This is a genomic window from Pelomonas sp. BJYL3, from assembly GCF_027257975.1.
Taxonomy (GTDB): domain Bacteria; phylum Pseudomonadota; class Gammaproteobacteria; order Burkholderiales; family Burkholderiaceae_C; genus Roseateles_B; species Roseateles_B flavus.
The window spans coordinates 1-22,773 of record NZ_JANZKX010000005.1; the positions used below are offsets into that span (position 1 = coordinate 1).

At 69.6% G+C, this 22,773-nt stretch carries 13 protein-coding genes; 4 read left to right on the plus strand and 9 right to left on the minus strand.

The annotated features are described in order from the left end of the window. The 3 genes from O9Y01_RS15665 to O9Y01_RS15675 form a co-directional block, all read left to right on the plus strand. A partial coding sequence (locus O9Y01_RS15665) for a phosphopantetheine-binding protein (RefSeq protein ID WP_269632544.1) occupies nt 1–457 on the plus strand: 457 nt, incomplete at its 5' end. Beyond that, nucleotides 457–10,989: a non-ribosomal peptide synthetase gene (locus O9Y01_RS15670; protein ID WP_269632545.1), complete on the plus strand. Its 10,533-nt coding sequence runs from the start codon at nt 457–459 to the stop codon at nt 10,987–10,989. The genes O9Y01_RS15665 and O9Y01_RS15670, both read left to right, overlap by 1 nt. Continuing rightward, nucleotides 10,986–11,744 (plus strand): thioesterase II family protein, encoded by a 759-nt coding sequence (locus O9Y01_RS15675; RefSeq protein ID WP_269632546.1) that lies wholly within the window; start codon nt 10,986–10,988, stop codon nt 11,742–11,744. The genes O9Y01_RS15670 and O9Y01_RS15675 overlap by 4 nt, the downstream gene beginning before the upstream one ends. 23 nt (nt 11,745–11,767) lie before the next feature. Here the strand turns inward: O9Y01_RS15675 and arfB are convergent, their stop codons facing one another. The 3 genes from arfB to O9Y01_RS15690 all read right to left on the minus strand — a co-directional run bounded on the left by arfB (nt 11,768) and on the right by O9Y01_RS15690 (nt 13,158). Then, nucleotides 11,768–12,160, minus strand: coding sequence for an alternative ribosome rescue aminoacyl-tRNA hydrolase ArfB (gene arfB / locus O9Y01_RS15680; RefSeq protein ID WP_269632547.1), 393 nt, complete (start codon nt 12,158–12,160; stop codon nt 11,768–11,770). Between the two features lie 85 nt (nt 12,161–12,245). After that, nucleotides 12,246–12,593 (minus strand): GFA family protein, encoded by a 348-nt coding sequence (locus tag O9Y01_RS15685; protein ID WP_269632548.1) that lies wholly within the window; start codon nt 12,591–12,593, stop codon nt 12,246–12,248. A gap of 28 nt (nt 12,594–12,621) precedes the next feature. Next, nucleotides 12,622–13,158: a nuclear transport factor 2 family protein gene (locus tag O9Y01_RS15690; protein ID WP_269632549.1), complete on the minus strand. Its 537-nt coding sequence runs from the start codon at nt 13,156–13,158 to the stop codon at nt 12,622–12,624. 116 nt (nt 13,159–13,274) lie between these two features. Here O9Y01_RS15690 and O9Y01_RS15695 point away from each other — a divergent pair, with 116 nt between their 5' ends. Then, nucleotides 13,275–13,733 carry a hypothetical protein gene (locus O9Y01_RS15695; RefSeq protein ID WP_269632550.1) on the plus strand — a complete coding sequence of 153 codons (459 nt, stop codon included), beginning with the start codon at nt 13,275–13,277 and terminating at the stop codon, nt 13,731–13,733. A 465-nt stretch (nt 13,734–14,198) separates the two neighbouring features. On the opposite strand, the gene O9Y01_RS15700 is transcribed toward O9Y01_RS15695, so the two are convergent. The 6 genes from O9Y01_RS15700 to O9Y01_RS15725 all read right to left on the minus strand — a co-directional run bounded on the left by O9Y01_RS15700 (nt 14,199) and on the right by O9Y01_RS15725 (nt 22,517). Continuing rightward, nucleotides 14,199–15,122, minus strand: a complete 924-nt coding sequence (locus O9Y01_RS15700) for an aldo/keto reductase (protein ID WP_269632551.1) — start codon at nt 15,120–15,122, stop codon at nt 14,199–14,201. Between the two features lie 4 nt (nt 15,123–15,126). After that, complete coding sequence (locus tag O9Y01_RS15705; RefSeq protein WP_269632552.1) at nt 15,127–17,517, minus strand: alpha-amylase family glycosyl hydrolase; 2,391 nt, start codon at nt 17,515–17,517, stop codon at nt 15,127–15,129. Beyond that, entirely contained in the window at nt 17,514–18,404 is an 891-nt protein-coding gene (malG, locus tag O9Y01_RS15710) for a maltose ABC transporter permease MalG (protein ID WP_269632553.1), read from the minus strand. Before malG ends, O9Y01_RS15705 begins: the two co-directional genes overlap by 4 nt. A 207-nt stretch (nt 18,405–18,611) precedes the next feature. After that, entirely contained in the window at nt 18,612–20,219 is a 1,608-nt protein-coding gene (gene malF / locus O9Y01_RS15715) for a maltose ABC transporter permease MalF (RefSeq protein ID WP_269632554.1), read from the minus strand. Nucleotides 20,220–20,226: 7 nt separating this feature from the next. Then, nucleotides 20,227–21,402: a maltose/maltodextrin ABC transporter substrate-binding protein MalE gene (gene malE / locus O9Y01_RS15720; RefSeq protein ID WP_269632555.1), complete on the minus strand. Its 1,176-nt coding sequence runs from the start codon at nt 21,400–21,402 to the stop codon at nt 20,227–20,229. Beyond that, nucleotides 21,399–22,517, minus strand: a complete 1,119-nt coding sequence (locus tag O9Y01_RS15725; protein WP_269632556.1) for an ABC transporter ATP-binding protein — start codon at nt 22,515–22,517, stop codon at nt 21,399–21,401. The genes malE and O9Y01_RS15725 overlap by 4 nt, the downstream gene beginning before the upstream one ends. Between the last annotated feature and the right edge of the window lie 256 nt (nt 22,518–22,773).

Below are 22,773 nucleotides of genomic sequence, written 5' to 3' on the forward strand. Positions count from 1 at the left end.
GGCCGACGTGACCGCGCTGCGCGAGAGCCTGGGCCGGCGCCTGCCGGACTACATGGTGCCCTCGGCCTTCGTGGCGCTGGAGGCGCTGCCGCTGACGCCCAACGGCAAGCTGGACCGCAAGGCCTTGCCGGAGCCGGAGCTGGGCGGGCAGGCCCGCGAGTACGTGGCGCCGCGCAACGAGATCGAGGCGCAGCTGTGCGAGATCTGGCAGGAGGTGCTGGGCGTGGCGCAGGTGGGCGTCATGGACAACTTCTTCGAGCTGGGCGGGCATTCGCTGCTGGCCGTCCGCATGGTCGCCGCGATCCACAAGCGCCTGGGCTTCGAGGTGTCCGCCCAAGTGCTCTTCGCCGGGCCGACCATCGAGAGGCTGGCCGCACTGGCGCAAGCCCTGACCCTCAATGAAAACGCAGCACAGGCCCTGGGACCTGATGAAGCCTACGAAGAAGGAGTTTTCTGATGCCAAGTTCCATCCTGCAGCAGGCGGCGCAGCAAGGGGTGCACCTGTTCCTCAAGGACGGAGCCCTGGGCTTCAAGGCCAGGCCGGGCGCGCTCACGGCCGAGCTGCGCGCGGCCATTTCCACGAACAAGGCCGCGCTCATCGAACTGCTGTCCAGCCGTGTCGAGCGTGGCACCGCCGCCCGGATCGAGCGCCGGCCCCCGGGCCTGCGCGAGCTGCCCCTGTCCTACGCGCAGCAGCGGCTGTGGCTGCTGGATCAGATTGACGGCGCGGGCGCGCAGTACAACATGCCGGCGGCCCTGCGCCTCAAGGGACCGCTGGATGCGGTGGCCGTTGAGCGGGCGCTGACGCGCATCATCGAGCGCCACGAAAGCCTGCGCACCGTCTTCGTGGTGGGCGAGGGCGGGGCGCCGCAGCAGTGCATCCGCGCGGCCGAAGGCTTCCAGGTGCAACGCGAGGACCTCTCGAGCCTGCCGCCCCCGGACCGCGAGGCCGCGCTGCAGGCCCTGCTGGAGCGGGACCTGGCCCGGCCCTTCCAGCTCGATCACGACTGGATGCTCCGCGCCCTGCTGGTGTGCCTGGGCCCGCAGGACCACGCCTTGCTGGTCAGCATGCACCACATCGCTTCGGACGGCTGGTCCCTGGGCGTGCTGGTCAACGAGTTCAGTGCGCTGTATGGCGCCTTCTCTCAAGGAATGGACGACCCGCTCCCGGCCCTGGAGCTGCAGTATGGTGACTACGCGCTCTGGCAGCGGCAGCACCTGGACGGCGCCGCGCTGCAGGCGCAGCTGGACTACTGGGCCGAGCAGCTTGCCGGGGCGCCGGCCACCCACGGCCTGGCCCTGGATGCGGCGCGCCCCCAGCAGCAGAGCTTCGAGGGTGCGCGCCTCAGCCAGACCCTGGAGGCCCGGCTGGTCGAGCGGCTGCGCGGCCTCTGTCAGGCGGGCGGCGCCAGTCTCTTCATGGGGCTGCATGCGGTATTTGCGGCCTTGCTGGCGCGCCATTCCGGCGAGACCGACATCGTCATGGGTACGGCCCTGGCCAATCGCGAGCAGGCCGAGATCGCCGGCCTGATCGGCTTCTTCGTCAACTCGGTCTGCCTGCGGTCCGACCTGGGCGGCAGCCCGGGCCTGCGCGAGCTGGTCGAACGCAGCCGGCGCATGCTGCTGCAGGCCTATGCCCACCAGCAGGCGCCGTTCGAGCAGGTGGTGGAGCGCCTGCAGCCTGAGCGCAGCATGGCGCATGCGCCGCTGTTCCAGGTCATCCTGACTCTGCAGAACAATGCGCAGGGCGAGTTTGCCTCCCGGGACCTCTCGATCGAACCGATCGAGGGTGACACCACCTTTGCGAAGTACGACCTCACCCTGGACTGCGCCGAGCTGCCCGACGGCGGCCTGCACATCAGCTGGGACTACTGCACGGCCCTGTTCCGCGCCGGCACCATCGAGCGCCTGGCCCGGCATTTCGAGCGCCTGCTGCGGGCCATGCTGGACCAGCCGGACCGCAGCTTCCGGCAGGTGGACATGCTGGACGAGGCCGAGCGCCATCAGCTGATCCACGGCCTCAATGCCGGCGTCCGCCCCTGCCCGACGGATGCCCTGGCACACGAACTCGTCGCGCTGCAGGCGACCGTCCGACCCGAGGCAGTGGCCCTGGTGCAGGGCGCGGAGCACCTGAGCTTCGGACGCCTGGACCGCCTCGCCAACCAGCTCGCACACGCGCTGCAGGCACACGGCGTGGGCCGTGACGCGAGGGTGGCGGTGTGCCTGCCCCGGGGCATGGCCTGGGCCGTGAGCCTGCTGGGCATCATGAAGGCGGGCGGGGCCTACGTGCCCCTGGACCCGCGCCTGCCGCCTCAGCGCCTGGCCTTCATGCTGGAGGATTCAGCCTGCTCGGTGGCCATCGTCCACAGCGACCACGCCGCGCTGGTGGAGCGCCCCGGCCTGCAGCGGATCTGCATCGATGGCATGGCGTCCCTGGATGCGCTGCTGGGCGCCTTCAGCGAAGAGGCTCCCGACACGCAGGTGCTGCCCGATGACCTGGCCTATTGCGTCTACACCTCCGGTTCCACCGGGCGACCCAAGGGCACGGCGATCCCCCATCGCAGCCTGCTGGGTTTCATGCGCGGCGTCGACTACCTGCAGTTCGACACGTCCTGCGTCTTCCTCCAGGCGGCCTCCATGTCCTGGGATGCGCTCACGCTGGAGCTGTGGCCCGCGCTGTGCCATGGCGGGACGGTGGTGGTCTACGAAGGCGACGACGTCACGCCCGAGGGCATTGCCCAGACCATCTCGAGCCAGGGGGTGAACACGCTGTTCCTGCCGGCCGCGCTGTTCAGCCTGATGGTCGACGAGCAGCTTCAGGCCTTTGCGCCGCTGAAGCAGATGCTGTCCGGCGGTGACCGGGTGTCGGCACCGCATGCGCGCCGGCTCAAGGAGGCCTATCCCCGCCTGCGCATCGTCAACGGCTATGGCCCCGTCGAGTGCACGGTGGTGGCAAGCTGCCATATCGTCGACGGCAGCGAGGGCGCGGAGCTGCCCATCGGCCGCCCCATCGGCGACCGTCGCATCTACCTCCTGGATGCCGAGGGCGGACTGGCACCGCTGGGCGCCCCCGGCGAGATCACCATCGCCGGCGGCAGCGTGGCCCGCGAGTACCTGAACCTGCCGGAGCTCAGTGCCAGCCGCTTCGTGCCGGACCCCTGGTTCCCCGGCGAGCGCATGTACCGCACCGGGGATCTGGCGCGCTGGCGCGCAGACGGCATCCTGGAGTACCTCGGCCGTGCCGACCACCAGGTCAAGATCCGAGGCTACCGCATCGAGCTGGGGGAGATCGAGGCCGCCCTAGCCAGCTGCGAGGGCGTGGGCGACGTGGCGGTGGTCGCCCTGGGCACCGGTGCGCAGAAGCACCTGGTCGCCTATCTGACCGGCGAGTCCGACGCCGACACGCTGCGCGCCGTGCTGGGCCAGCGCCTGCCGGCCTACATGGTGCCCGCGGTCTTCATGAAGCTGGAGGCCCTGCCGCTGACGAGCAATGGCAAGCTGGACCGCAAGGCGCTTCCCGCGCCCGACTTCGCGGCCGCCGCCCGCAAGGACTACCAGGCCCCCCGCACTGAGCTGGAGCAGGCCCTGTGCCTGATCTGGCAGGAGGTGCTGGGTGTCGAGCGGGTGGGCGTCACCGACAACTTCTTCGAGCTGGGCGGCCATTCGCTGCGTGCCACGCAGGTGTTGTCGCGGGTCAGCCAGCGCCTGAACCTGAGCGCGCCGGTGCGGGCCCTGTTCGAGGCGCCGACGGTCGAGGGCTTTGCCTTGCAGCTCAGCCAGACGCGCACGCCGCCAGTGCGGCGGCGCCAGGACCGCGCCGTGGCGCCGCTGTCCTTTGCCCAGCAGCGGCTGTGGCTGATCGACCGCATCGAGCAGTCCAGCGCCCACTACAACATCCCCAATGCTCTGAGGCTGCAAGGCCCGCTGGACGTGCCGGCCCTGCAGCGCGCCTTCGATACCATCCTGGCCCGCCACGAGGTCCTGCGCTCCACGCTGGTGATGAACGAGCAGGGCGAGCCGGAACAGCGGGTGCAGCCAGCCCGCGGGCTGCCGCTGGCGATGCTGGACCTGAGCGGCCTGCCCGCCGCGTCGCGGGAGGCGGCGGTGGCGCAGGCCCTGCAGTCGCAGAGCCTGCTGCCCTTCGACCTGGGCCGCGACCTCATGCTGCGCCTGCACCTGATGCGCCTCGCCGACGAGGACCACGTGCTGCTGCTCGTGATGCACCACGTGGCAGCGGACGGCTGGTCCATGGAGGTGCTGGTGCAGGAGTTCACGACCCTGTATGGCGCCTTCTCGAGGCAGGAGCCTGACCCCCTGCCGCCGCTGGCGCTGCAGTACGGTGACTACGCGCAATGGCAGCACGAGCATCTGCAGGGCGAGAACCTGGAACGGCTCTTCCAGTACTGGGAACGGCAGCTCCATGACCTGCCGCTGGTGCACAGCCTGCCCCTGGACTTTCCGCGCCCCGCGCATCAGCGCTTCGAGGGCGCGTCGGTGAGCAGCCGCCTGCCGGCGCCCACGCTGGCCCGGCTGAAGGCCCTGTGCCAGCAGGCCGACGCCACGCTGTTCATGGGCCTGCATGCGGCCTTTGGCGTGCTGCTCGCGCGCTGGAGCAATGCACGGGACATCGTGCTGGGCATGCCCATCGCCAACCGCGAGCAGCCCGAGATCGCCCCGCTGATCGGCTTCTTCGTCAACACGCTCGTGCTTCGCAGCGACTTCAGCGAAAGGCAGGACTTCCATGCGGCGCTGGCGCAGAGCCGCCGGACGCTGCTGGAGGCCTTCGCGCATCAGCAGGCGCCGTTCGAGCAGCTGGTGGAGCGGCTGCGGCCCGAACGCAGCATGGCCTATTCGCCGCTGTTCCAGGTCATGCTGACCCTGCAGGCCTTTGCAGAGGAGGGCGGTGAAGGAATGCCCGGCCTGACCATCAGCGAGGTGGGGGGCACCGGCACCACCTCCAAGCATGACCTGATGCTGACCGCACGCGAGTTCGAAGGCGAGCTGGTGCTGGACTGGGAATACGACGTGGCCCTGTTCCGCCCGGAGACCATCGAGCGTCTGGCCGAGAGCTTCGAACGGCTGGCCGAGGGTCTGGTGTCACAGCCGCAGCGCGACGTGTTCCTGGGCCCCCTGCTGAGCCCCGAGGAGCAGGAGAGCTTGCTGGCTCTGGCACCGGCGGCCCGCGACGGCGACACGGCCCTGCAGGGCGTGCACCAGCTGTTCGAGGCCCGGTGCCGCCTCCAGCCGGAGCAGCCGGCCGTCACCTTCGAAGGCCGGACCCTGAGCTACGCGGAGCTGGATGGGCGTGCCAACCGCCTGGCCCGGCACCTGCAGGTCCGCCATGGCGTCGGGCCGGACGTCGTGGTGGGCGTCTGTCTGGAGCGCTCGCTGGACATGGTCGTGTCCCTGCTGGCGGTGCTCAAGGCCGGAGGCGCCTATGCGCCGCTGGATCCGAGCTACCCGGCGCAGCGCATCCATCACGTCCTCGCCCATGCGCAGCTGAAGACCGTGCTCACGCAGCGGCGGCTCGTGGCGGACGGCCTGGTGCCGGCCGGCAGTGCGCTGTGCCTGGATGAGCCGTCACTGCAGACGCTGCTGGACGCGGGCCCTTCGGAGGCCCCCGCCGATGAAGGCCTGAGCTCGGAGCATCTGGCCTACGTCATCTACACCTCAGGGTCGACCGGCGTGCCCAAGGGCGTGGCCATGCCCCATGGGCCGCTGCTGAACCTGCTGGCCTGGCACCAGAGTGACGCCTCCGGCCTTGCCGCCGCGGCGCGCACGCTGCAGTTCGCAGCCCTGGGCTTCGACGTGGCCTTCCAGGAGGTGTTCTCCACCCTGGCCACCGGCGGCCAGCTCTTCCTGGTGGACGAGGAGCTGCGCCGGGATCCGGTGCGGCTGCTGGCCTTCATCGAGGCAGAGAAGCTGCAGCGCCTGTTCCTGCCCGTGGTGGCCTTGCAGGCGCTGTGCGAAGCCGCGCTGACGGACGCGGCCGATCTGACGAGCCTGGAAGACGTCGTGGTGGCCGGCGAACAGCTGCGCATCACGCCGGCAGTCGTGCGCTTCGCGGAGCGTGCCCGGCTCCAGGGCCTGCACAACCACTACGGCCCGACCGAGACCCATGTGGTGACGGCGCTGCGCATGGGGCTGGAGCAGATCCGCACTCAGCCGCTGCCGCCGATCGGCTCCCCGGTGGCCAATGTCCGCATCCTGATCCTGGACGAGCATGGCCAGCTGGTGCCCAAGGGCACGGTGGGCGAGCTGTACGTGGAGGGCGCGGCCCTGGCGCGCGGCTACTACCGGGAAGCGCTGCTCACGCAGCAGCGTTTCGTCACGATGCCGCTGCCGGCGCACGGCCCGCATGACGGCCTGGAGCAGGGCCGGCGGCTGTACAAGACGGGCGACCTGGCTCGCTGGCTGCCCGACGGCAACTTGGAGTTCCTGGGCCGCAGCGACCACCAGGTGAAGATCCGCGGCTTCCGCATCGAGCTGGGCGAGATCGAGGTAGCCCTGTCTGCTTGCGAGGGGGTGCGCGAAGCCGTGGTGCTGGCCCGGGAGCTGGCCTCGCAGCAACAGCTGGTGGCCTACTTCGTTGGCGACGCGCAGGTGCCTGCGCTGCGCGAGGCCTTGGGCCAGCGCCTGCCCGAGTACATGGTGCCGTCCGCCTTCGTGGCGCTGGAGAAGCTGCCGCAGACGCCCAATGGCAAGCTGGACCGCAAGGCCCTGCCGGAGCCGGAGCTGGGCGCTGTCGAGCGGGCGTACGTGGCGCCGCGCAACGAGCTGGAGGCGCAGCTGTGCGAAATCTGGCAGGAGGTGCTGGGCGTGGCGCAGGTGGGCGTCACGGACCACTTCTTTGAGCTCGGGGGGCATTCGCTGCGCGCTACGCAGCTGCTGGCGAAGATCAGCCAGCGTCTGAAGCTCGGTGCGCCGGTGCGGGCATTGTTCGAGTCTCCTACGGTGGCGGGTCTTGCGGCCCGGCTGCAGCCTGTGCAGGCTCTGCCCATGATGCGCCGGCTGAATCGGGTCACGGCACCGCTCTCATTCGCACAGCAGCGGCTGTGGCTGATTGATCGCATCGAAGGGTCCAGCGTCCACTACCACATGCCCAATGCAATGCGGCTGCGGGGGGTGCTGGACCTGCAGGCCATGCAGCGCGCCTTCGACACCATTCTGGCCCGGCACGAGGTGCTGCGCACTGTGCTGACGGCGAACGAGCAGGGGGAGCCACAGCAGCATGTCCGGCCGGCAGCGCCGCTGCCGCTGGGGGTGGTGGACCTGAGCGGGCTGACGGGCGCGGCGCAGAGTCAGGCGGTGCAGCACGAGCTCCAGACGCAAAGCCTGCGGCCCTTCGATCTGAGCCGCGACCTGATGCTGCGAGTCCGGCTGCTGCGCCTGGGGGCCTCGGACCACATCCTGCTGGTGGTCATGCACCACATTGCCTCGGATGGCTGGTCCATGGATGTGCTGGTCAGGGAGTTCACGGCCCTGTACGGCGCCTTCTCCGCCAACAAGCCCGATCCGCTGCCGCCGCTGGCCCTGCAGTACGGGGACTATGCGCAGTGGCAGCGGGAAACATTGCAGGGCGAGCACCTGGAACGGTTGATGCGCTATTGGGAGCGGCAACTGGCCGCACTGCCGCTGGTGCACAACCTGCCGCTGGACTTTCCTCGTCCCAGCGAGCAGCGTTTCGAGGGCGGCAGGGTGACCGGCCGGCTGCCGGCCGCCGTGGTGGACCGCTTGAAGGCCCTGTGCCAGCAGGCAGATGCTTCGCTCTTCATGGGCCTGCACGCGGCATTCAGCGTCCTGCTGGCCCGCTGGAGCAAAGACAGGGACATCGTCGTCGGGATGCCCATCGCGAACCGGGAGCAAGCGGAGATTGCGCCGCTGATCGGCTTCTTCGTCAACACCTTGGTGCTGCGTTCGGATCTGAGCGGGACGCCGGACTTCATGCACGCGATCGGCCAGAGCCGCCAGACCGCCCTGGACGCCTTCGCCCACCAGCAGGCGCCTTTCGAGCACCTGGTGGAGCGTCTGAAGCCCGAGCGCAGCATGGCGTACACGCCCCTGTTCCAGGTCATGCTGAACCTGCAGGATGCCGGCGGGGACGCAGAGGAAGGCGAGGCTCTCCAGGGGGTTCCGCTGGCTCCGGAGGAGGACGACGCCGCCGTTGCCAAGTTCGACCTGACGCTCACAGCCGTCGAGGTGCAGGGCGAACTGCACCTGGATTGGGTTTACAGCACGGCCTTGTTCCGGCCGGGCACGATCCAGCGCATGGCGGACAGCTTCGAGCGATTGGTGCGGAACCTGGTGGCCGAGCCGAGGCGCAGCGTCTTTGAAGAATCCTTGCTGGATGAACAGGAGCAGACGCGCCTGCGGCTGGCGTTCAATGAGACGACGCGCTCCTGCGCGGGCGAGGCGCTGGTGCACCAGCGGGTGGAAGCGCAGGCGGCGCAGGACGCTGAGCGCATCGCACTGAACTGGGGCGACAGCCGGCTGAGCTATGGCGAGCTGAACCGGCGTGCCAACCGCCTGGCGCACCATCTGATGGGGCTGGGCGTGGGTCCGGACGTTCGGGTGGGCCTGTGCCTGCCGCGCGGGCTGGACTGGCCCGTGAGTCTGCTGGCGGTGCTCAAGGCGGGGGGCGCCTACGTGCCGCTGGATCCGCGCCTGCCGGCCTCGCGCCTGCACTTCATGGCGCAGGATGCGGGCTGTGCCGTGCTGCTCACGCACCGCAGCCACAGCGAAGCGGTGGTCCTGGAGGGGGCCGTGACGCTGTGCCTGGACGAGATGGAGGCGGTGCTGGCGGCCGGTCCTGAGCACAATCCGGAGCGTGCGGTCAGCGAGGAGGATCTGGCTTACTGCGTCTACACCTCGGGCTCGACCGGGCAGCCCAAGGGGGTGGCGGTGCCGCACCGCAGCCTGCTGGGCTTCATGAGCCATGTGGACTATGCCGCCTTCGACGCGGAGTGCGTGACGCTGCACTATTCCTCGGTGTCCTGGGACGTGCTGACGCTGGAGCTGTGGCCGGCGCTGTGCCACGGCGGCCGCTGCGTGCTGTTCGATGGAGAGGAGGTCAGCCCGCAGGCGCTGGCCCGTGCGCTGCAGTCCGGTCAGGTGAACACCTTGTGGCTGACGGCGGCGTTCTTCAGCACCTTCGTCGACACGCAGCTGGAGGCCCTGGGCGGCCTGAAGCAGCTCCTGGTGGGGGGCGACCGGGTATCGGTGGCGCATGTGCGCCGCCTGAGGGCGCGCTGGCCGCAGTTGCGCCTGGTCAACGGCTACGGTCCGGTGGAGTGCACGGTGTTCAGCGCCTGCTACGTGGTGCCGGAGGAGGTGGATGGAGAGCTGTCCATTGGCCGGCCGATTGGCGACCGGCGCATCTACCTGCTGGACGAGGTGGGCCATCTGGTGCCTGCCGGGGCGGTGGGCGAGCTGGTCGTGGCCGGTGGCGGGGTGGCGCGCGAGTACCTGAACCTGCCGGCGCTGAGCGAGGAGCGCTTCCAGGCGGATCCGTGGGTGGCGGGTGAACGGATGTACCGCACGGGGGATCTGGCCCGCTGGCGGGAGGACGGCACGCTGGAGTTCCTGGGGCGGATCGATCTTCAGGTGAAGATCCGCGGTTTCCGGATCGAGCTGGGAGAGATCGAGGCGGCGCTGGCGGCCTGCGAAGGCGTGCGCGAGGCGGCGGTGCTGGCGCGGGAGGTGGCTGGAGACAAGAAGCTGGTGGCGTACTTCACGGGCGAGGCCGAGGCGGCCGTGCTGCGGGAGGCGCTGGCGCAGCGGCTGCCGGAGTACATGGTGCCGGCGGCGTTCGTGGGGCTGGCGGCGCTGCCCTTGACGCCCAACGGGAAGCTGGACCGCAAGGCCCTGCCGGAGCCGGAGCTGGGCGCGCCAGCGCATGAGTACGTGGCACCGCGCAACGAGGTGGAGGCGCAGCTGTGCGAGATCTGGCAGGAGGTGCTGGGCGTGGCGCAGGTGGGCGTCACCGATGACTTCTTCATGCTGGGCGGGCACTCGCTGCTGGCCATGCGCCTTGCTGCCGAGCTGGCGCATCGGGCCGGGATCACGCTGCCGGTGCGCGTGATCTTCCAGCAGCCCACGGTGGCGCAGCTGGCGCGGTTCGCGACGAGCGAGCCAAGCCAGGCGTGGAGCAACCTGCTGTGCTTCGCGCCGGGAGAGCCCGCCCGGCAGGCGCCGGTCTTCTTCGTGCACCCCGGAGAGGGAGAGGTGGACTATGTTCGGCGCCTGGCTGGGCACTTGCCGAAGGACCTTCCCGTCTACGGCCTGGCTGCCCTGGGCTTCATGCCTGGCGAGACGCCCTTGCGCAGCGTGCCGGACATGGCCCGCGCCTACCTGGGCGCCATGCGCTCCGTGCAGCCCGAGGGACCGTACCGCCTTGCGGGCTGGTCGGCCGGCGGGACCATCGCCTACGAGATGGCGGTGCAGCTGCAGCAGGGCGGTGAATCCGTCGAGTTCCTCGGCTTGATCGACAGCGCCAGCTGCTATGCGGACCTGGCCCCGAAGCTGCCGCCGGAAACCGGCGACCCCGATCGGGACCTGGCCGCCATGCTCGACGCCGACCTGCGTCAACGGGCGCTGCCGGAGTCGCTGCAGGCGGCCCTGCACCGCCTGGCCAGCCAGGGCGATGTGGACGGCATGCTGGCCTTGTGCCGCGACGAGAGTGTCATGCCGCCGACGCTGGATCTGCAGACCTTGCGACGCCATGCCGCGGTGCGGGCCGGGATCACGCGAGCCCTGGCTTCCTACGAGCGTCCGTTCCTGCAAGGCAGAATCTGCCTCTTTTTGGCCGACGAAGAACGCGCCAGCCCGGACCTGGGCTGGGCGGCACAGGCTGGCCTGGACCTCGCAATGGAAACGCTCCGTGGGGACCACTACAGCATCGTCGCCGAGCCCCGTGTGGGCCAGCTGGCTGAGCGCCTGGCGCGCTGCTTGCCGGCCGCGGCCTTGTCCCAGACGCAGAGAGGTTCATGATCATGGAGACCCGCATGAAGGCCTGGATCGTCCGCCGCCCGCAGGCCCGCGCGGCGATGCGCCTGTTCTGCTTCCCCTACGCCGGGGGCGGCGCCAGCGTCTACTCGGCATGGCAGGAGGCCCTGGGGCCTTCGGTGGAGGTCTGTGCCATCCAGGCGCCCGGCCGGGAGAGCCGGATGGCGGAGCCGCCCATCCGCGAGATGTCGCGCTGGGTGGCAGACCTGGCGCCTGCCCTGATCGATCTGGCGCGCCTGCCTTTCGCCTTCTTCGGGCACAGCCTGGGGGCGGTCGCCGCCTTCGAGATGAGCCGCTACCTGATGCACAGAGGGCTGCCCCTGCCGAAGCTGCTCTTCGTCTCCGGCGCGGCCTCGCCCGCCAGTCGTGAGGGCAAGGGCCAGACCCATCTGCTGCCAGACGCGCAGTTCATGGAGCAGCTGGCGGAGATGGACGGCACGCCGGCAGAGGTGCTGGCCAATCGCGAGCTGATGGCCTTTCTGCTGCCCATGATCCGCGCCGACTTCGAGCTGAGCGGCTGCTACGCCTATCGACCCTCCTTGCGCTTGCCCGTTCCCATCGTGGCCTGCGCGGGAACGCATGACAGCCATGCCGAACCCGAAAGCATGCAGCGCTGGGCCCGGGAGACGGCGGGCGACTTCCGCCTGCAGGCCTTCGAGGGCGGGCACTTCTTCCTGCATGCCCAGGGGCCGGCCCTGCGCCAGTTCGTGGCGGACGAGCTCAAGCGCCACATGCTCTGACGGCGCAAGGGGGGGCGGGCGCCCTAGACCTTGCGGCGCAGCGCCTTGAGGTCCGAGCGCTGACCCTTGGCCTCCAGGCGGCGCCGCTTCGAGGCGCGGGTGGGCTGGGTGGCGCGGCGCACGGCGGGCACGTGGCTCGCGGCATCGACCAGGGCCTGCAGCCGCGCCAGGGCCTCGGTCTTGTTGCGCTCCTGGCTGCGCTCGGTCTGGGCCTTGATGACGATGACGCCGTCCTGGTTCAGGCGCCGGTCCGCCATGGCGAGCAGGCGGTCCTTCAGCCAGTCCGGCAGGGCCGAGGCCGCCACGTCGAAGCGCAGCTGCACGGCGCTGGAGACCTTGTTGACGTTCTGACCGCCCGGCCCCTGGGCACGCAGGGCCACGAACTCGACATCATCGGGACTGAGGCGCGCAGGCATGGGAACTGAGGGGAAGCGGGGAGGGAGGCACGGCGCCCATGGGCACCGCAGCCCTCATTGTGCCGCCGTCACGCGGCACCCGGCCTCACAGCGCACTGCCATCGAAGTGATGGATGGGCAGGGCGTCCAGGTCCAGACCCTCGACGCAGCGCACATTGACCGCTGCCACCTGCTGGCCCTTGGGGTCCTGGCCCTCGCCATAGGCGTGGATGCCGCAGCGGGGGCAGAAGCGGTGCTGGATGACGTGCTTGTTGAAGGTGTAGCGGGCCGCGGCGTCCTCGGGCGTCAGCAGCTGCAGCTGCTCGCGGGGCAGGAACCACAGCAGGGAGCCGCGGCGCTGGCACATGCTGCAGTTGCAGGCCAGGGCTTCCTTGAACTCGCCTTCGAACTCGAAGGCCACCTGGCCGCAGTGGCAGCTGGCTTTGTACTTCATGGGGGCTCCTTTCTTGCCGGGCTGGGGCTCAGGGGCTGTCGGGCGGCAGCTTGCTGATCTGCACGCTGACGATCTTCCACGCGCCCTGGCGTTTGACGTAGATGTCGATGTAGCGGTAGTGGGTCTTGAAGACCTTGCCGTCGTAGCGGCCCGTCATGCGGGTGCGGCCGCTGAGCAGGGCCACGTCGCCGTAGAGGCGGATGTCGAAGTCCTCGACCTTGTAGGGGTCGAGCTGGAGCTTGGGGTCCAGCAGGCCTTCGAGGAAGCTGGCGCGGTCTTCCACATGACCCTCGCCGTCGATCTGGCGGAAGTCCTCGGCCATGTTGGCGGCGATGGCCTCGCGACGGCGGGCCACGATGGCCTGATCCCAGCGGTCGGCCTGGGCCTGCAGCAGGGCCCGGGTCTCGGCTTCGGAGGGCGTGGTGGCGGCCTGGGCCTGGCTGGCGGCGGAGGCGGCCTGCGGGGCGGCAGGCGGCGTCGGGGCCTGGGGGCTGCAGGCGGCCAGCAGCAGGGCGGCCAGCAGGGGTGTCGATGGGAGCGCGGAGGCGGTACGCGTCAGGCGCATGGCGGGTCCTCGTAGTGGAGGGCGCAGCATAACGCCAGGCTGGCGTGCCAGCGCAGGGTCGGAGCGAGGCTCGCTATGATCCGGGCCATCAAGCGCACCGTCCCGAGGAAAGTCCCATGTCGTCCATCCAGATCCATCTTGGCCATGCCCCCTTCACGCTGGGCGCCAGCCGCGAGCAGCTGCGCGCCGCGGCCGGCACGCCGGACTCGCTGGAGACCCTGGCGGCCGAGGACGGGCTGGAGGCCATGGAGCACTGGTACTACGCCGAGCAGGGCGTGAGCGCCTCCTTCTTCGAGGCCGACGGCTGGCGCCTGGGCGAGCTGGAGTTCTCCGACGGGCGCTGGACCCTGGGCGAGGAAGCCGTGATCGGCTGCCCGGTGGACCGTCTGCCCGGCCTGGTCAAGGGCCTGAAGCTGGGCCGCCTCAAGGGTGCGCAGGCCGTGGAGGGCGGCGGCCGCTGCCATGAATGCCCGGATGCGGGCGTGGCCTTCTGGGAGGCGGGCGGCGTGGTGGCCAGCTTCAGCATCTTCCCGGCCTATGAGGAGGATGGTGAGAGCGTTCGTTGGCCAGAATGAGGTGGGTGAGCCCCTCGCCCGGTCTTGCCACGCTGGACGCGGGCAAGTCCGGTCGGTCCCCCGGGGGGACGGTGTTGTTTGCGGCTTCGAGCCGCAAACAACACCAACGGGGCCGGCTTGGGGCGGCCCGGCGCTCGGCCCGTTGGGGCTGTCGCCCCTTGCCCCCGGCTGGGAGGCATTGTTGGCGGCCTTGAGCCGCCAACAATGCCAGTGGTGCCGACTTGGGGCGGCCCGGCGCTTGGGCCCTTGGGGCTGCCGCCCCTTGCCCCCGGTTGGGAGGCACTGGTTGCAGCCTTGAGCCGCCACCAATGCCAGTGGGCCGATTGGGGCTGTCGCCCCTTGCCCCCGGTTGGGAGGCACTGTTGGCGGCCTTGAGCTGCCAACAATGCCAGTGGGGCGGACTGGGGCTGTCGCCCCTTGCCCCGGCGTTGAGCCGCCATCAAGGGCGGGCGGTGGCAGATGGCATCAGATCAGGCCGGGCCAGTGCGCTGTGTGGGGCACGAAGCGGTCGAGCAGGGCTTGCTGCAGCGCCTGCGGCAGCGGCCCTTTGGCGACAGCGGCGAGGTTGCGCTTGAAGTTGTCCAGCTGCCGCGTGCCCGCGATGACGCAGTCCACACCGGGCAGCCAGGCGGCGAAACGCAAGGCCATTTCATCCCGATGCATGTCAGGGGTCAGGTCTTGCCTGAGGGCCTCGATGCCCATGGCCTGCCAGCGGTCCCAGTACTGCCCTTCGGCGAAATCACCCGGGCGATGCGCGTGGCGCCAGATCGCGCCGGCCAGTGGTCGCTTGGCGATCACGCCCACGCCGCGTGCCGTGGCCTGTGCCAGGCGGCCGGGCACATTGGCCTGGTCGCACACGCTCACCGAGGTCTGCACGGCGCCGAACACGGGTTCGGCCAGGGCGAAGTCCAGCTCGGCGTTCTCGCCGGAATAGGCCGCCACGCGGATCTTGCCGGCGCGGCGGCAGTCGTCCAGGGCGCGGATGACCTCGCCGTGCTGCAGGATCTCCAGGGGGCAGGAATGCAGATGGGCGATGTCGATCACCTCGGTGCGCATGAGGCGCAGGGCGCGCTCCACGCCCTGCACGATGCTGTCGTAGGTCCAGTCGGGCACGCCCTCCACGCCATAGCCCAGCTTGGTCGAGAGCAGGAACTCCGAACGGCGGTGGGCCAGGTGGCGGCCCAGGCGCTCTTCCGACAGGCCGTAGGAGCGCGCCGTGTCGATCAGGGTCACGCCGAGGTCCAGCACGGCATTGAGCAGGGCCGCGGCCTCGGCCTCGCTGCTGCGCTCGTCGTTGAGGTGCATGGCGCCAAAGCCCAGGGCGCTGACTTGCAGGCCGGAGCGGCCGAAGGGGCGGAGCAGGGCAGGGCGGGGCGTCGGGGCGTTCATGCGTTCAGTCGTTCAGGAGGATGCGTCCGCCCAGCGGGGGCAGGGGCAGGGTCAGGCGGCCTTGCACGGCCTGGAAGACTTCGCCGCTGAGAGCATCGCGCCAGCGGGTGGGCATCTCGTGGCTCAGCGGGACGCTGGGGCGGCTCGCCGTGGCGGCATTGCTGAGCACCGTCAGCACTTGCGCCTCGCCCAGGCGGCGCGGCAGGGCCAGGTGTTGCCTCGTGGCCAGCAGCGGCGCCTGGGGCAGGCCCTGGCGCAGCACGGCATGCTGCTGGCGCAGGGCGGTGAGGCGGCGCAGCTCGGCATGCAGGCTTTCATCGGGCTGGCCGCCCTGGTCGGCCCAGGGGTAGGGCGCGCGGTTGAAGGGATCTTCGCCGCCACCTACGCCGACCTCGTCGCCGTAGTAGATGCTGGGCGCGCCCGGCGCGCTCATCTGCAGCAGCCAGGCCAGGCGCAGGCGCTGGCGGGCCAGGCGGCGCTGGGCCGGGCTGCTGTCGTCCCGTTCGCCCAGGGCGAAGAGGGCGCGGGGCTGGTCGTGGCTGGACAGCAGGTTCATGTTCGCCAGCAGCGATTGAGCGGGGTAGGCCTCGCGCATGAACTCCAGCTGGGCGGCGAGCTGCCGCGCGTCACCTCCCGCTGCGAAGTCCAGGACGGCGCTGCGGAAGATGTAGTTCATCGTGCCGTCGAAGCTGTCGCCCAGGAAGTACTTGCTGGCATCGAACCAGGTCTCGGCGATGGTGAGGACGTCGGGCCGGTGCGCCTTCACGGCGCGGCGCCACTCGCGCCAGAAGTCATCCGGCACCCAGGGCGCCACGTCCATGCGCCAGCCCGCGGCGCCGAGGTCCAGCCAGCGCTGCATCACGCTGTCCGGGCGGCCGTAGGCGAAGTCGCGGAAGGCACGGCTGGACTTGTCCAGCTCGGGCAGATCCGTCACGCCCACCCAGCCCTTGAACTGTCTGTCCGGCGAGGCCTGGCTGGGGTCGAAGCTGAACCAGCTGGCATAGGGAGAGTCCGCCTGGATGCGGCCCCCGCGGAAGGCGCCCCGGCTGTCGTAGCGGGCAAAGCGGTCGAAGTACAGCGAGTCCGCGCCCACGTGGTTCAGCGATGCGTCCGGCAGCACGCGCAGGCCGCGCTTCGCGGCTTCGGCGCAGAGCCGTTTGAAGTCGGCCTGGCTGCCCAGGGCCGGGTCGACCTCGGTGTAGTCCGCCGTGTCGTACTTGTGGTTGCTGGCCGCGCGGAAGATGGGCGTCAGGTAGATCGTGTTGACGCCCAGGGCCTTGATGTAGTCGAGCTTCTCGATGATGCCGGCCAGGTCGCCACCGAAGAAGTCGTTGTTGTGGACGCCATCGGAGCCGTCGCCGCTGCCGGGCTTGAAGGGCTTCTCGACCCAGCGGGCATGGCGCTCGACCTCGTGGTCCTGGTAGCGGTCCTGCACGCGGCCGCCGCCAGGGCGCGGGTCGTTGGACGGGTCGCCGTTGCGGAAGCGCTCGGGGAAGATGGCGTAGTAGACGGCGTCCTGCGCCCAGGCCGGCACGGCGTAGTCGGCCGCGTGGATGGTCTGGCGGTAGCGGCGGATGCGGCGCGTGTCGGTGGGCAGGCGTTCGACCACGGCCGGGCCCATGCTGCCCTTCTCGCGGGTCCAGTGGATGGTGTCCTTGTTGTTCTGCAGCGCGTAGCGGCCGCGGTCGGTCTCCAGCTCGAACCAGTAGCCGAAGACACCGACCTCGTCGAAGCGCACGGTCGCCGTGAAGCCCGTGCCCAGGCCGCGGCCCTCGGGTGTCATGGCGATGCGCTGCAGGGGCTCATAGTGCAGCTGCTCCTGGTTGCCGCTGAGCAGGCGCTTCTCCAGCACCAGGGTCGCGCGCAGCAGCCCGGGGCGGCTGCTGCCCAGGGAGAAGCGGATCTCCGTGCCCCGGGGCTGCGCACCGAAGGGTGACTTGGACCCTGCATACCGCGAATCGAACTGAGTGCTCAGCGCGGCCTCGTCGGTGATGCGGGCGGGCGGCGAGGGCTTGAAGGTCTGCGGGCCCAGGTCCAGCGTCGGCTGCCCCTGCGGATCGAAGCGCAGGCGCAGGGTGTGGGCGCCGCGGAAGTCCAGCTTGTAGTTGCCCACGGCCGCCGGGCCGCGTGCGAGGCGGCCTTGCGCATCGCCGCCCAGGGTGCTGTCCGGTGTCCAGGCCTCGTCGGCGATCTTGAACTCCTGCGGGCCCTGGGCGCGCAGGTTCAGGAAGTAGGCATCGCAGCGGTACTCGAAGGCCTGCTCGTCCTGCGCGGCCCAGTTGTTGAGGCCGCCGCGCAGGTAGAGCAGGGTGTCGCCAAAGGGGGCGGGCTGGCAGGGGCCGGCGTGGGCGACTGGCGCGAGCAGGGCCAGCGCTGCCAGGACAAGGGCCCTCATCCCTTCACGCCCCCGGCGGTCAGGCCCGAGACGATCCAGCGCTGCGCCAGCAGGAACACGAGGGTGATGGGCAGGCCCGAGAGCACGGCCGCGGCGGCGAAGTCGCCCCACAGGAAACGCTGGTCATGCAGGAAGTACTTGGAGCCCACCGCCAGGGTGAGGTTGCTCTCCTCGCGCAGCAGCACCGAGGCCACCGGGTACTCGATGATGGCGCCGATGAAGGCCAGCACGAAGCACACCATCAGGATGGGCACGGCCATGGGCAGCAGCACGCGGCTGAAGGCCTGCCAGGGGCTGGCGCCGTCGACCTTGGCGTTCTCCTCGATCTCGGTGGGGATGGTCTCGAAGTAGCCCTTGATGGTCCAGACATGCGTGGCCACGCCGCCCAGATAGGCCAGCACCAGGCCCGCATGCGTCTCCAGCCCCAGCAGGGGCACCTGGCTGCCGATGGCCTCGAAGATGGCGTAGATGGCCACCAGGGCCAGCACCGGCGGGAACATCTGCAGCAGCAGCATGCTGTTGAGCAGGCCCGCCTTGAATGGGAACTTCAGCCGCGCGAAGGCATAAGCCGCGGTGGTGGAGATGCCCACGATGGCGAAGGCAGAGATCGTGGCCACCTTGATGGAATTCCACAGCCAGGTCAGCACCGGGAAGGGCGGCTGCACCAGCGCGCCATCAGCACCTTGGTAGGGAATGCCCAGCGCCAGCTTCCAGTGCTCCAGGCTGATCTCGGTGGGGATCAGGCTGCCCGTGGCGAAGTTGCCCGGCCGCAGCGAGATGGACACCACCGCCAGCAGCGGGAACAGCGTCAGCGCCAGGAAGGCCCACAGCAGGGCGTGGGCTGCGAAGGTGCGCCAGCGGGCTTGCTTGCCTCTAACGATGGCCATGTCGGTTCTCCTGAGACGTTAAGTGCACGGCATGGACCGCATGGTGTTTCCCAGCGAAGGCCGAGGATCCGGCTTTGCCGGGCCTGCGGCCTTGCCCCCTCGAGGGGGCTGAGGTCGGACACAAACGGCATGCCGTTTGTGCCTGCCGAAGGGTCAGGCCACTGGCCTGACGCGGTCGGCACGACCGCGAAGCGCGTACGGGGTGGATCATGATTTCCGCATGAGGCGCAGGTTGAGCAGCGACATCGCCGCCACCAGGACGAAGATCAGCGTCGAGATCGCCGCCGCCAGGCCGAAGTCCGAGCCCGAGTCGCGGAAGGCGATGCGGTAGGTGTAGGACACCAGGATGTCCGTCTGCCCCGCCGGCAGCTTGGTGGAGAGGAAATCCGGGCGCCCGTCGGTCAGCAGCGCGATCAGCACGAAGTTGTTGAAGTTGAAGGCGAAGGCGCTGATCAGCAGGGGCGAGAGCGGCTTGATGATCAGCGGGGCGGTGATGCGCCAGAAGTTGGTCCAGGGCCCGGCGCCCACGATGGCCGAGGCCTCGTACAGGTCCGAGGGGATGGCCTTCAGCAGGCCGGAGCACAGGATCATGATGTAGGGGTAGCCCAGCCAGATGTTGACGATCAGCAGCATCAGCTTGGCCAGCAGCGGATCAGCGAACCAGGCGGGCTTGACGCCGAAGAGCGCGTCCAGGATGGCGTTGATCTCGCCGAAGTTCTGGTTGAACAGGCCCTTGAACACCAGGATGGAGATGAAGCCCGGCACCGCATAGGGCAGGAAGAGCAGGGTGCGGTAGGCGGTGCGCCCCTTGAGGTCTTCCCAGTTCAGCAGCACGGCCAGGAACATGCCGATGAAGGTGGCGCCCGCCACCGTGGCCAGCGAGAACAGCACGGTCCAGACGAAGATGCTCACGAAGGGGCCGCGGAACTCGGCATCGAAGAGCATGCGGCTGTAGTTCTGCAGGCCCACCAGGACCTTGTAGCCGGGCTGCAGGATCTCGCCAGCTTCATTGCGGTAGTAGCCGAGCTTGCCGTCGGGGGCATACCGCACGCCATCGGCCACGCGCAGCAGGCTGCCGTCCGCTTGCTCCACGTAATGCGGCGCCACGGGGCCGTACTCGCGCAGGCCCAGGTAGCGCAGCTGGGCCTCGGGGCCGCTGCGGTCGGGCAGCAGCAGCTGCAGCTGGGCCAGGGCCTCGCGGTGCTCGACGAGCTCGCGCAGGGGCAGGGCGGCCTGCAGCGGGCTTTGCAGGGGCAGGTGCTCGTCCTGGGCGGCCAGCATCGTGACCTTCAGCGGCTCACGGGTCTTGCGCAGGGCCAGCGGGGGGGAGACGTAGCGCGGCTGCGCCGTGCCCGGCGCGTTCAGCACCACGCGGAACTCGGGGCCATCGGCATGCAGGCTGAAGCCCATCACGCCGGACTCGATCACCTCGTGCTGGTCCAGCAGGTAGGCCCGCACGCGGGCCTGGCTCAGCAGGTGAGCCGAGGAGTAGTTGGTGAAGCCGATCTGCGCCGTGTAGACCAGCGGGAAGGCGATGAACACCGCCATGCCGGCCACGCCGGGAAAGAGGTAGCGCCAGGCGAAGCCGGCCCGCAGATAGATGTAGAAGGCCCCGCCGAACAGGGCCAGCGCGCCGGCCGCCCAGGCCGTCTGGCCCGCGGCGTAGATGGAGAAGACCAGGTACAGCGTGCCCAGCATCAGGGCGGCCACGACGGGCCAGCGCAGGGCCTGGGCCAGGCGGCTCCAGAGCGAAGGCGGCAGCGTGCCATAGGCCGCGGCCAGCGGGGAGGGAGATGCAGCGGAAGTCGGGTTCATGCGCGGCTCACTTCTTCAGGAGCATGCGGGCGGCAGCGCCGTCCAGCGCATCCTTCGGGCTCTGCAGACCATTGCTGATGGCCTCCAGCGCGGCGTCCATGGCGGTCCAGAAACGGCCCACCTCGGGGATGTTGGGAATGGGTTCGCCCAGGCGGGCGTTCTCCATGCTGGCCTTGATCAGCGGATTGACCGAGAGCTCGGCGTAGAAGGCCTTGTTGGCCGGCACGCCCAGGGGCACATCGGCGTCCAGCACCTTCAGGGCCTCGGGGCGCAGCAGGTGCTGCTCCAGGAACTCGCGGGCCAGGTCCTTCTGACGCGAGGGGGCGGAGATCATGCAGCCCAGCACGCCCACGAAGGGCTTGGAATACTGCCCCGGCTTCAGGCCCGGCACGGGGGCCACGCCGAAGTCGATGCGGGCGCGGCGGGCGTTGTCCCAGGCCCAGGGGCCGGAGATCATCATGGCCACCTCGCCGCGGGCGAAGCCGCTTTCCATCTCGGCGTAGTTGGCGCCTTTGGGCATGTGGCCCTCGCGCACCAGGCGGTTGATCATCTCGGCACCGGCCAGCGCGCCGGCGTTGTTGACGCCCACCTGCGTGGCATCGAAGTCACCCCGGGCATCGCGCCCGTAGATCTGCCCGCCCGCGCCGGCCATCACCTGCCAGCTGAAGAAGCTCTTGTTGTAATGCCACAGGATGGCGTGCTTGCCCTGGCCCTGCAGACGGCGGTCGAGCTCGATCACGTCGTCGAAGGTCTTGGGCGGCACGGGCACCAGGGCCTTGTTGTAGAGAAGGCCGGTGGTCTCGATGGCAATCGGATAGCCCCAGGTCTTGCCCTGGTAGCTGAAGGCGCGCCAGGCGGTCTCCTCGATCTCGGCGCGCAGCTGGGCCGAGGGGCGCAGCGGCGTCAGCAGGCCGGCCTTGGCCCATTCGCCCACGCGGTCGTGCGGCCAGCAGAAGATGTCCGGGCCCTTGCCGGCGCTGGCTGCCTGCTGGAACTTGTCGGTCGCGTCCACCGGGTGCTCCACGACCACCTTGACGCCCGAGACCTTCTCGAAGGCCTGGCCCACTTTCTGCAGGCCGTTGTAGGCCTTGTCGCCATTGATCCAGACCAGCAGGGTGGGCGGCGTGGCCGCCTGCGCCAGACCGCCCGCGAGCAGGGTCAGCGCGGTCAGTGCGGCCCTCATGCGCCCAGCTCCGGCGCGGCCAGGCGACGCAAGGCCTGACCCTCGGCGTCGAAGAGGTAGAGCGCCTCGGCGGGGAAGTGCAGTTTGAGCTGGTCCCCGCTGCGCAGGCGGTCGCAGCCGTTGCGGCCCTCGAACTGGCAGGTCAGGGCCTCCTCGATGCCGGGGAAGGGGCAGTAAGCGAAGGTGGTGCCGCCCAGCGACTCGACGAAGGTGACCGTGGTCTCCAGCGCGTTGCCCTCGCCCGTGGTGCGGATGTGCTCCGGGCGGATGCCCAGGGTGACCTTGTCTCCCACGCGGGCCCGGCTGGCGTCCACCAGCGCTCGCATGGTGAGGCCGCCGGCCAGGCGCACGTCGGCATGGTCCGCCGCAATGGCGGCGATCTCGCCCGCGATGAAGTTCATCTTGGGACTGCCGATGAAGCCGGCCACGAAGAGATTGCACGGGTGCTCGTAGAGCTCCAGCGGCGTGCCGACCTGCTCGATGCGACCGGCCTGCAGCACCACGATGCGGTCCGCCAGGGTCATGGCCTCGACCTGGTCGTGGGTCACGTAGACCATGGTGGTCTTGAGCTCCTCGTGGAGCTTGGCGAACTCGTAGCGCATGCGCACGCGCAGGGCGGCGTCGAGGTTGGAGAGCGGCTCGTCGAAGAGAAAGACCTCGGGCTTGCGCACGATGGCGCGGCCGATGGCCACGCGCTGGCGCTGGCCGCCCGAGAGGTCCTTGGGCTTGCGCTCCAGCAGGTGCTCGATGTGCAGGATGCGCGCGGCATGGCGCACGGCCTTGTCGATCTCGGCCTTGGGCACCTTGGCCAGCTGCAGGCCGAAGGCCATGTTGTCGTACAGGTTCATGTGCGGGTAGAGCGCGTACGACTGGAACACCATCGCGATGCCACGCTCGGCCGGCGGCACGTCGTTGACCAGGCGGCCGCCGATGCGCAGCTCGCCGCCAGTGATGTCCTCCAGGCCCGCGATGGAGCGCAGCAGGGTGGACTTGCCGCATCCCGAGGGACCGACGAAGACCATGAACTCGCCGTCCCGGATCTCCAGGTCGATGCCATGCAGGATTTGGGTCTCGCCGTAGGCCTTGGCCACGGACTGCAGCAACACGCTCGCCACTTGTCTACCTCCGCCGGCCTGCGAAGGGCAGGGCGGCTTGTCTCGCTCATGGGATGGTCCGTGCAGGGCCAGGACCTCGTTTGTAGAGAATATACAGTTCGAAATGTAGTCGCACAACATGATGCACCCGAATTCTTGCGGGACTGGTCATTGAAAATCAATAACTTAGATTGCTCATCGGGTTAACCCGCTGTAGTTAAACTACACAAATTCAGCGAGCTGGGTGATACTTTCGTCGTCGCGCTCACCGGTCACC

Excerpts from the sequence above, each read along its gene's own strand:
- O9Y01_RS15670 (WP_269632545.1), top strand. The coding sequence starts at position 457 with ATGCCAAGTTCCATCCTGCAGCAGGCGGCGCAGCAAGGGGTGCACCTG.
- O9Y01_RS15675 (WP_269632546.1), top strand. The coding sequence starts at position 10,986 with ATGATCATGGAGACCCGCATGAAGGCCTGGATCGTCCGCCGCCCGCAG.
- arfB (WP_269632547.1), bottom strand. The coding sequence starts at position 12,160 with ATGCCTGCGCGCCTCAGTCCCGATGATGTCGAGTTCGTGGCCCTGCGT.
- O9Y01_RS15685 (WP_269632548.1), bottom strand. The coding sequence starts at position 12,593 with ATGAAGTACAAAGCCAGCTGCCACTGCGGCCAGGTGGCCTTCGAGTTC.
- O9Y01_RS15690 (WP_269632549.1), bottom strand. The coding sequence starts at position 13,158 with ATGCGCCTGACGCGTACCGCCTCCGCGCTCCCATCGACACCCCTGCTG.
- O9Y01_RS15695 (WP_269632550.1), top strand. The coding sequence starts at position 13,275 with ATGTCGTCCATCCAGATCCATCTTGGCCATGCCCCCTTCACGCTGGGC.
- O9Y01_RS15700 (WP_269632551.1), bottom strand. The coding sequence starts at position 15,122 with ATGAACGCCCCGACGCCCCGCCCTGCCCTGCTCCGCCCCTTCGGCCGC.
- O9Y01_RS15705 (WP_269632552.1), bottom strand. The coding sequence starts at position 17,517 with ATGAGGGCCCTTGTCCTGGCAGCGCTGGCCCTGCTCGCGCCAGTCGCC.
- malG (WP_269632553.1), bottom strand. The coding sequence starts at position 18,404 with ATGGCCATCGTTAGAGGCAAGCAAGCCCGCTGGCGCACCTTCGCAGCC.
- malF (WP_269632554.1), bottom strand. The coding sequence starts at position 20,219 with ATGAACCCGACTTCCGCTGCATCTCCCTCCCCGCTGGCCGCGGCCTAT.
- malE (WP_269632555.1), bottom strand. The coding sequence starts at position 21,402 with ATGAGGGCCGCACTGACCGCGCTGACCCTGCTCGCGGGCGGTCTGGCG.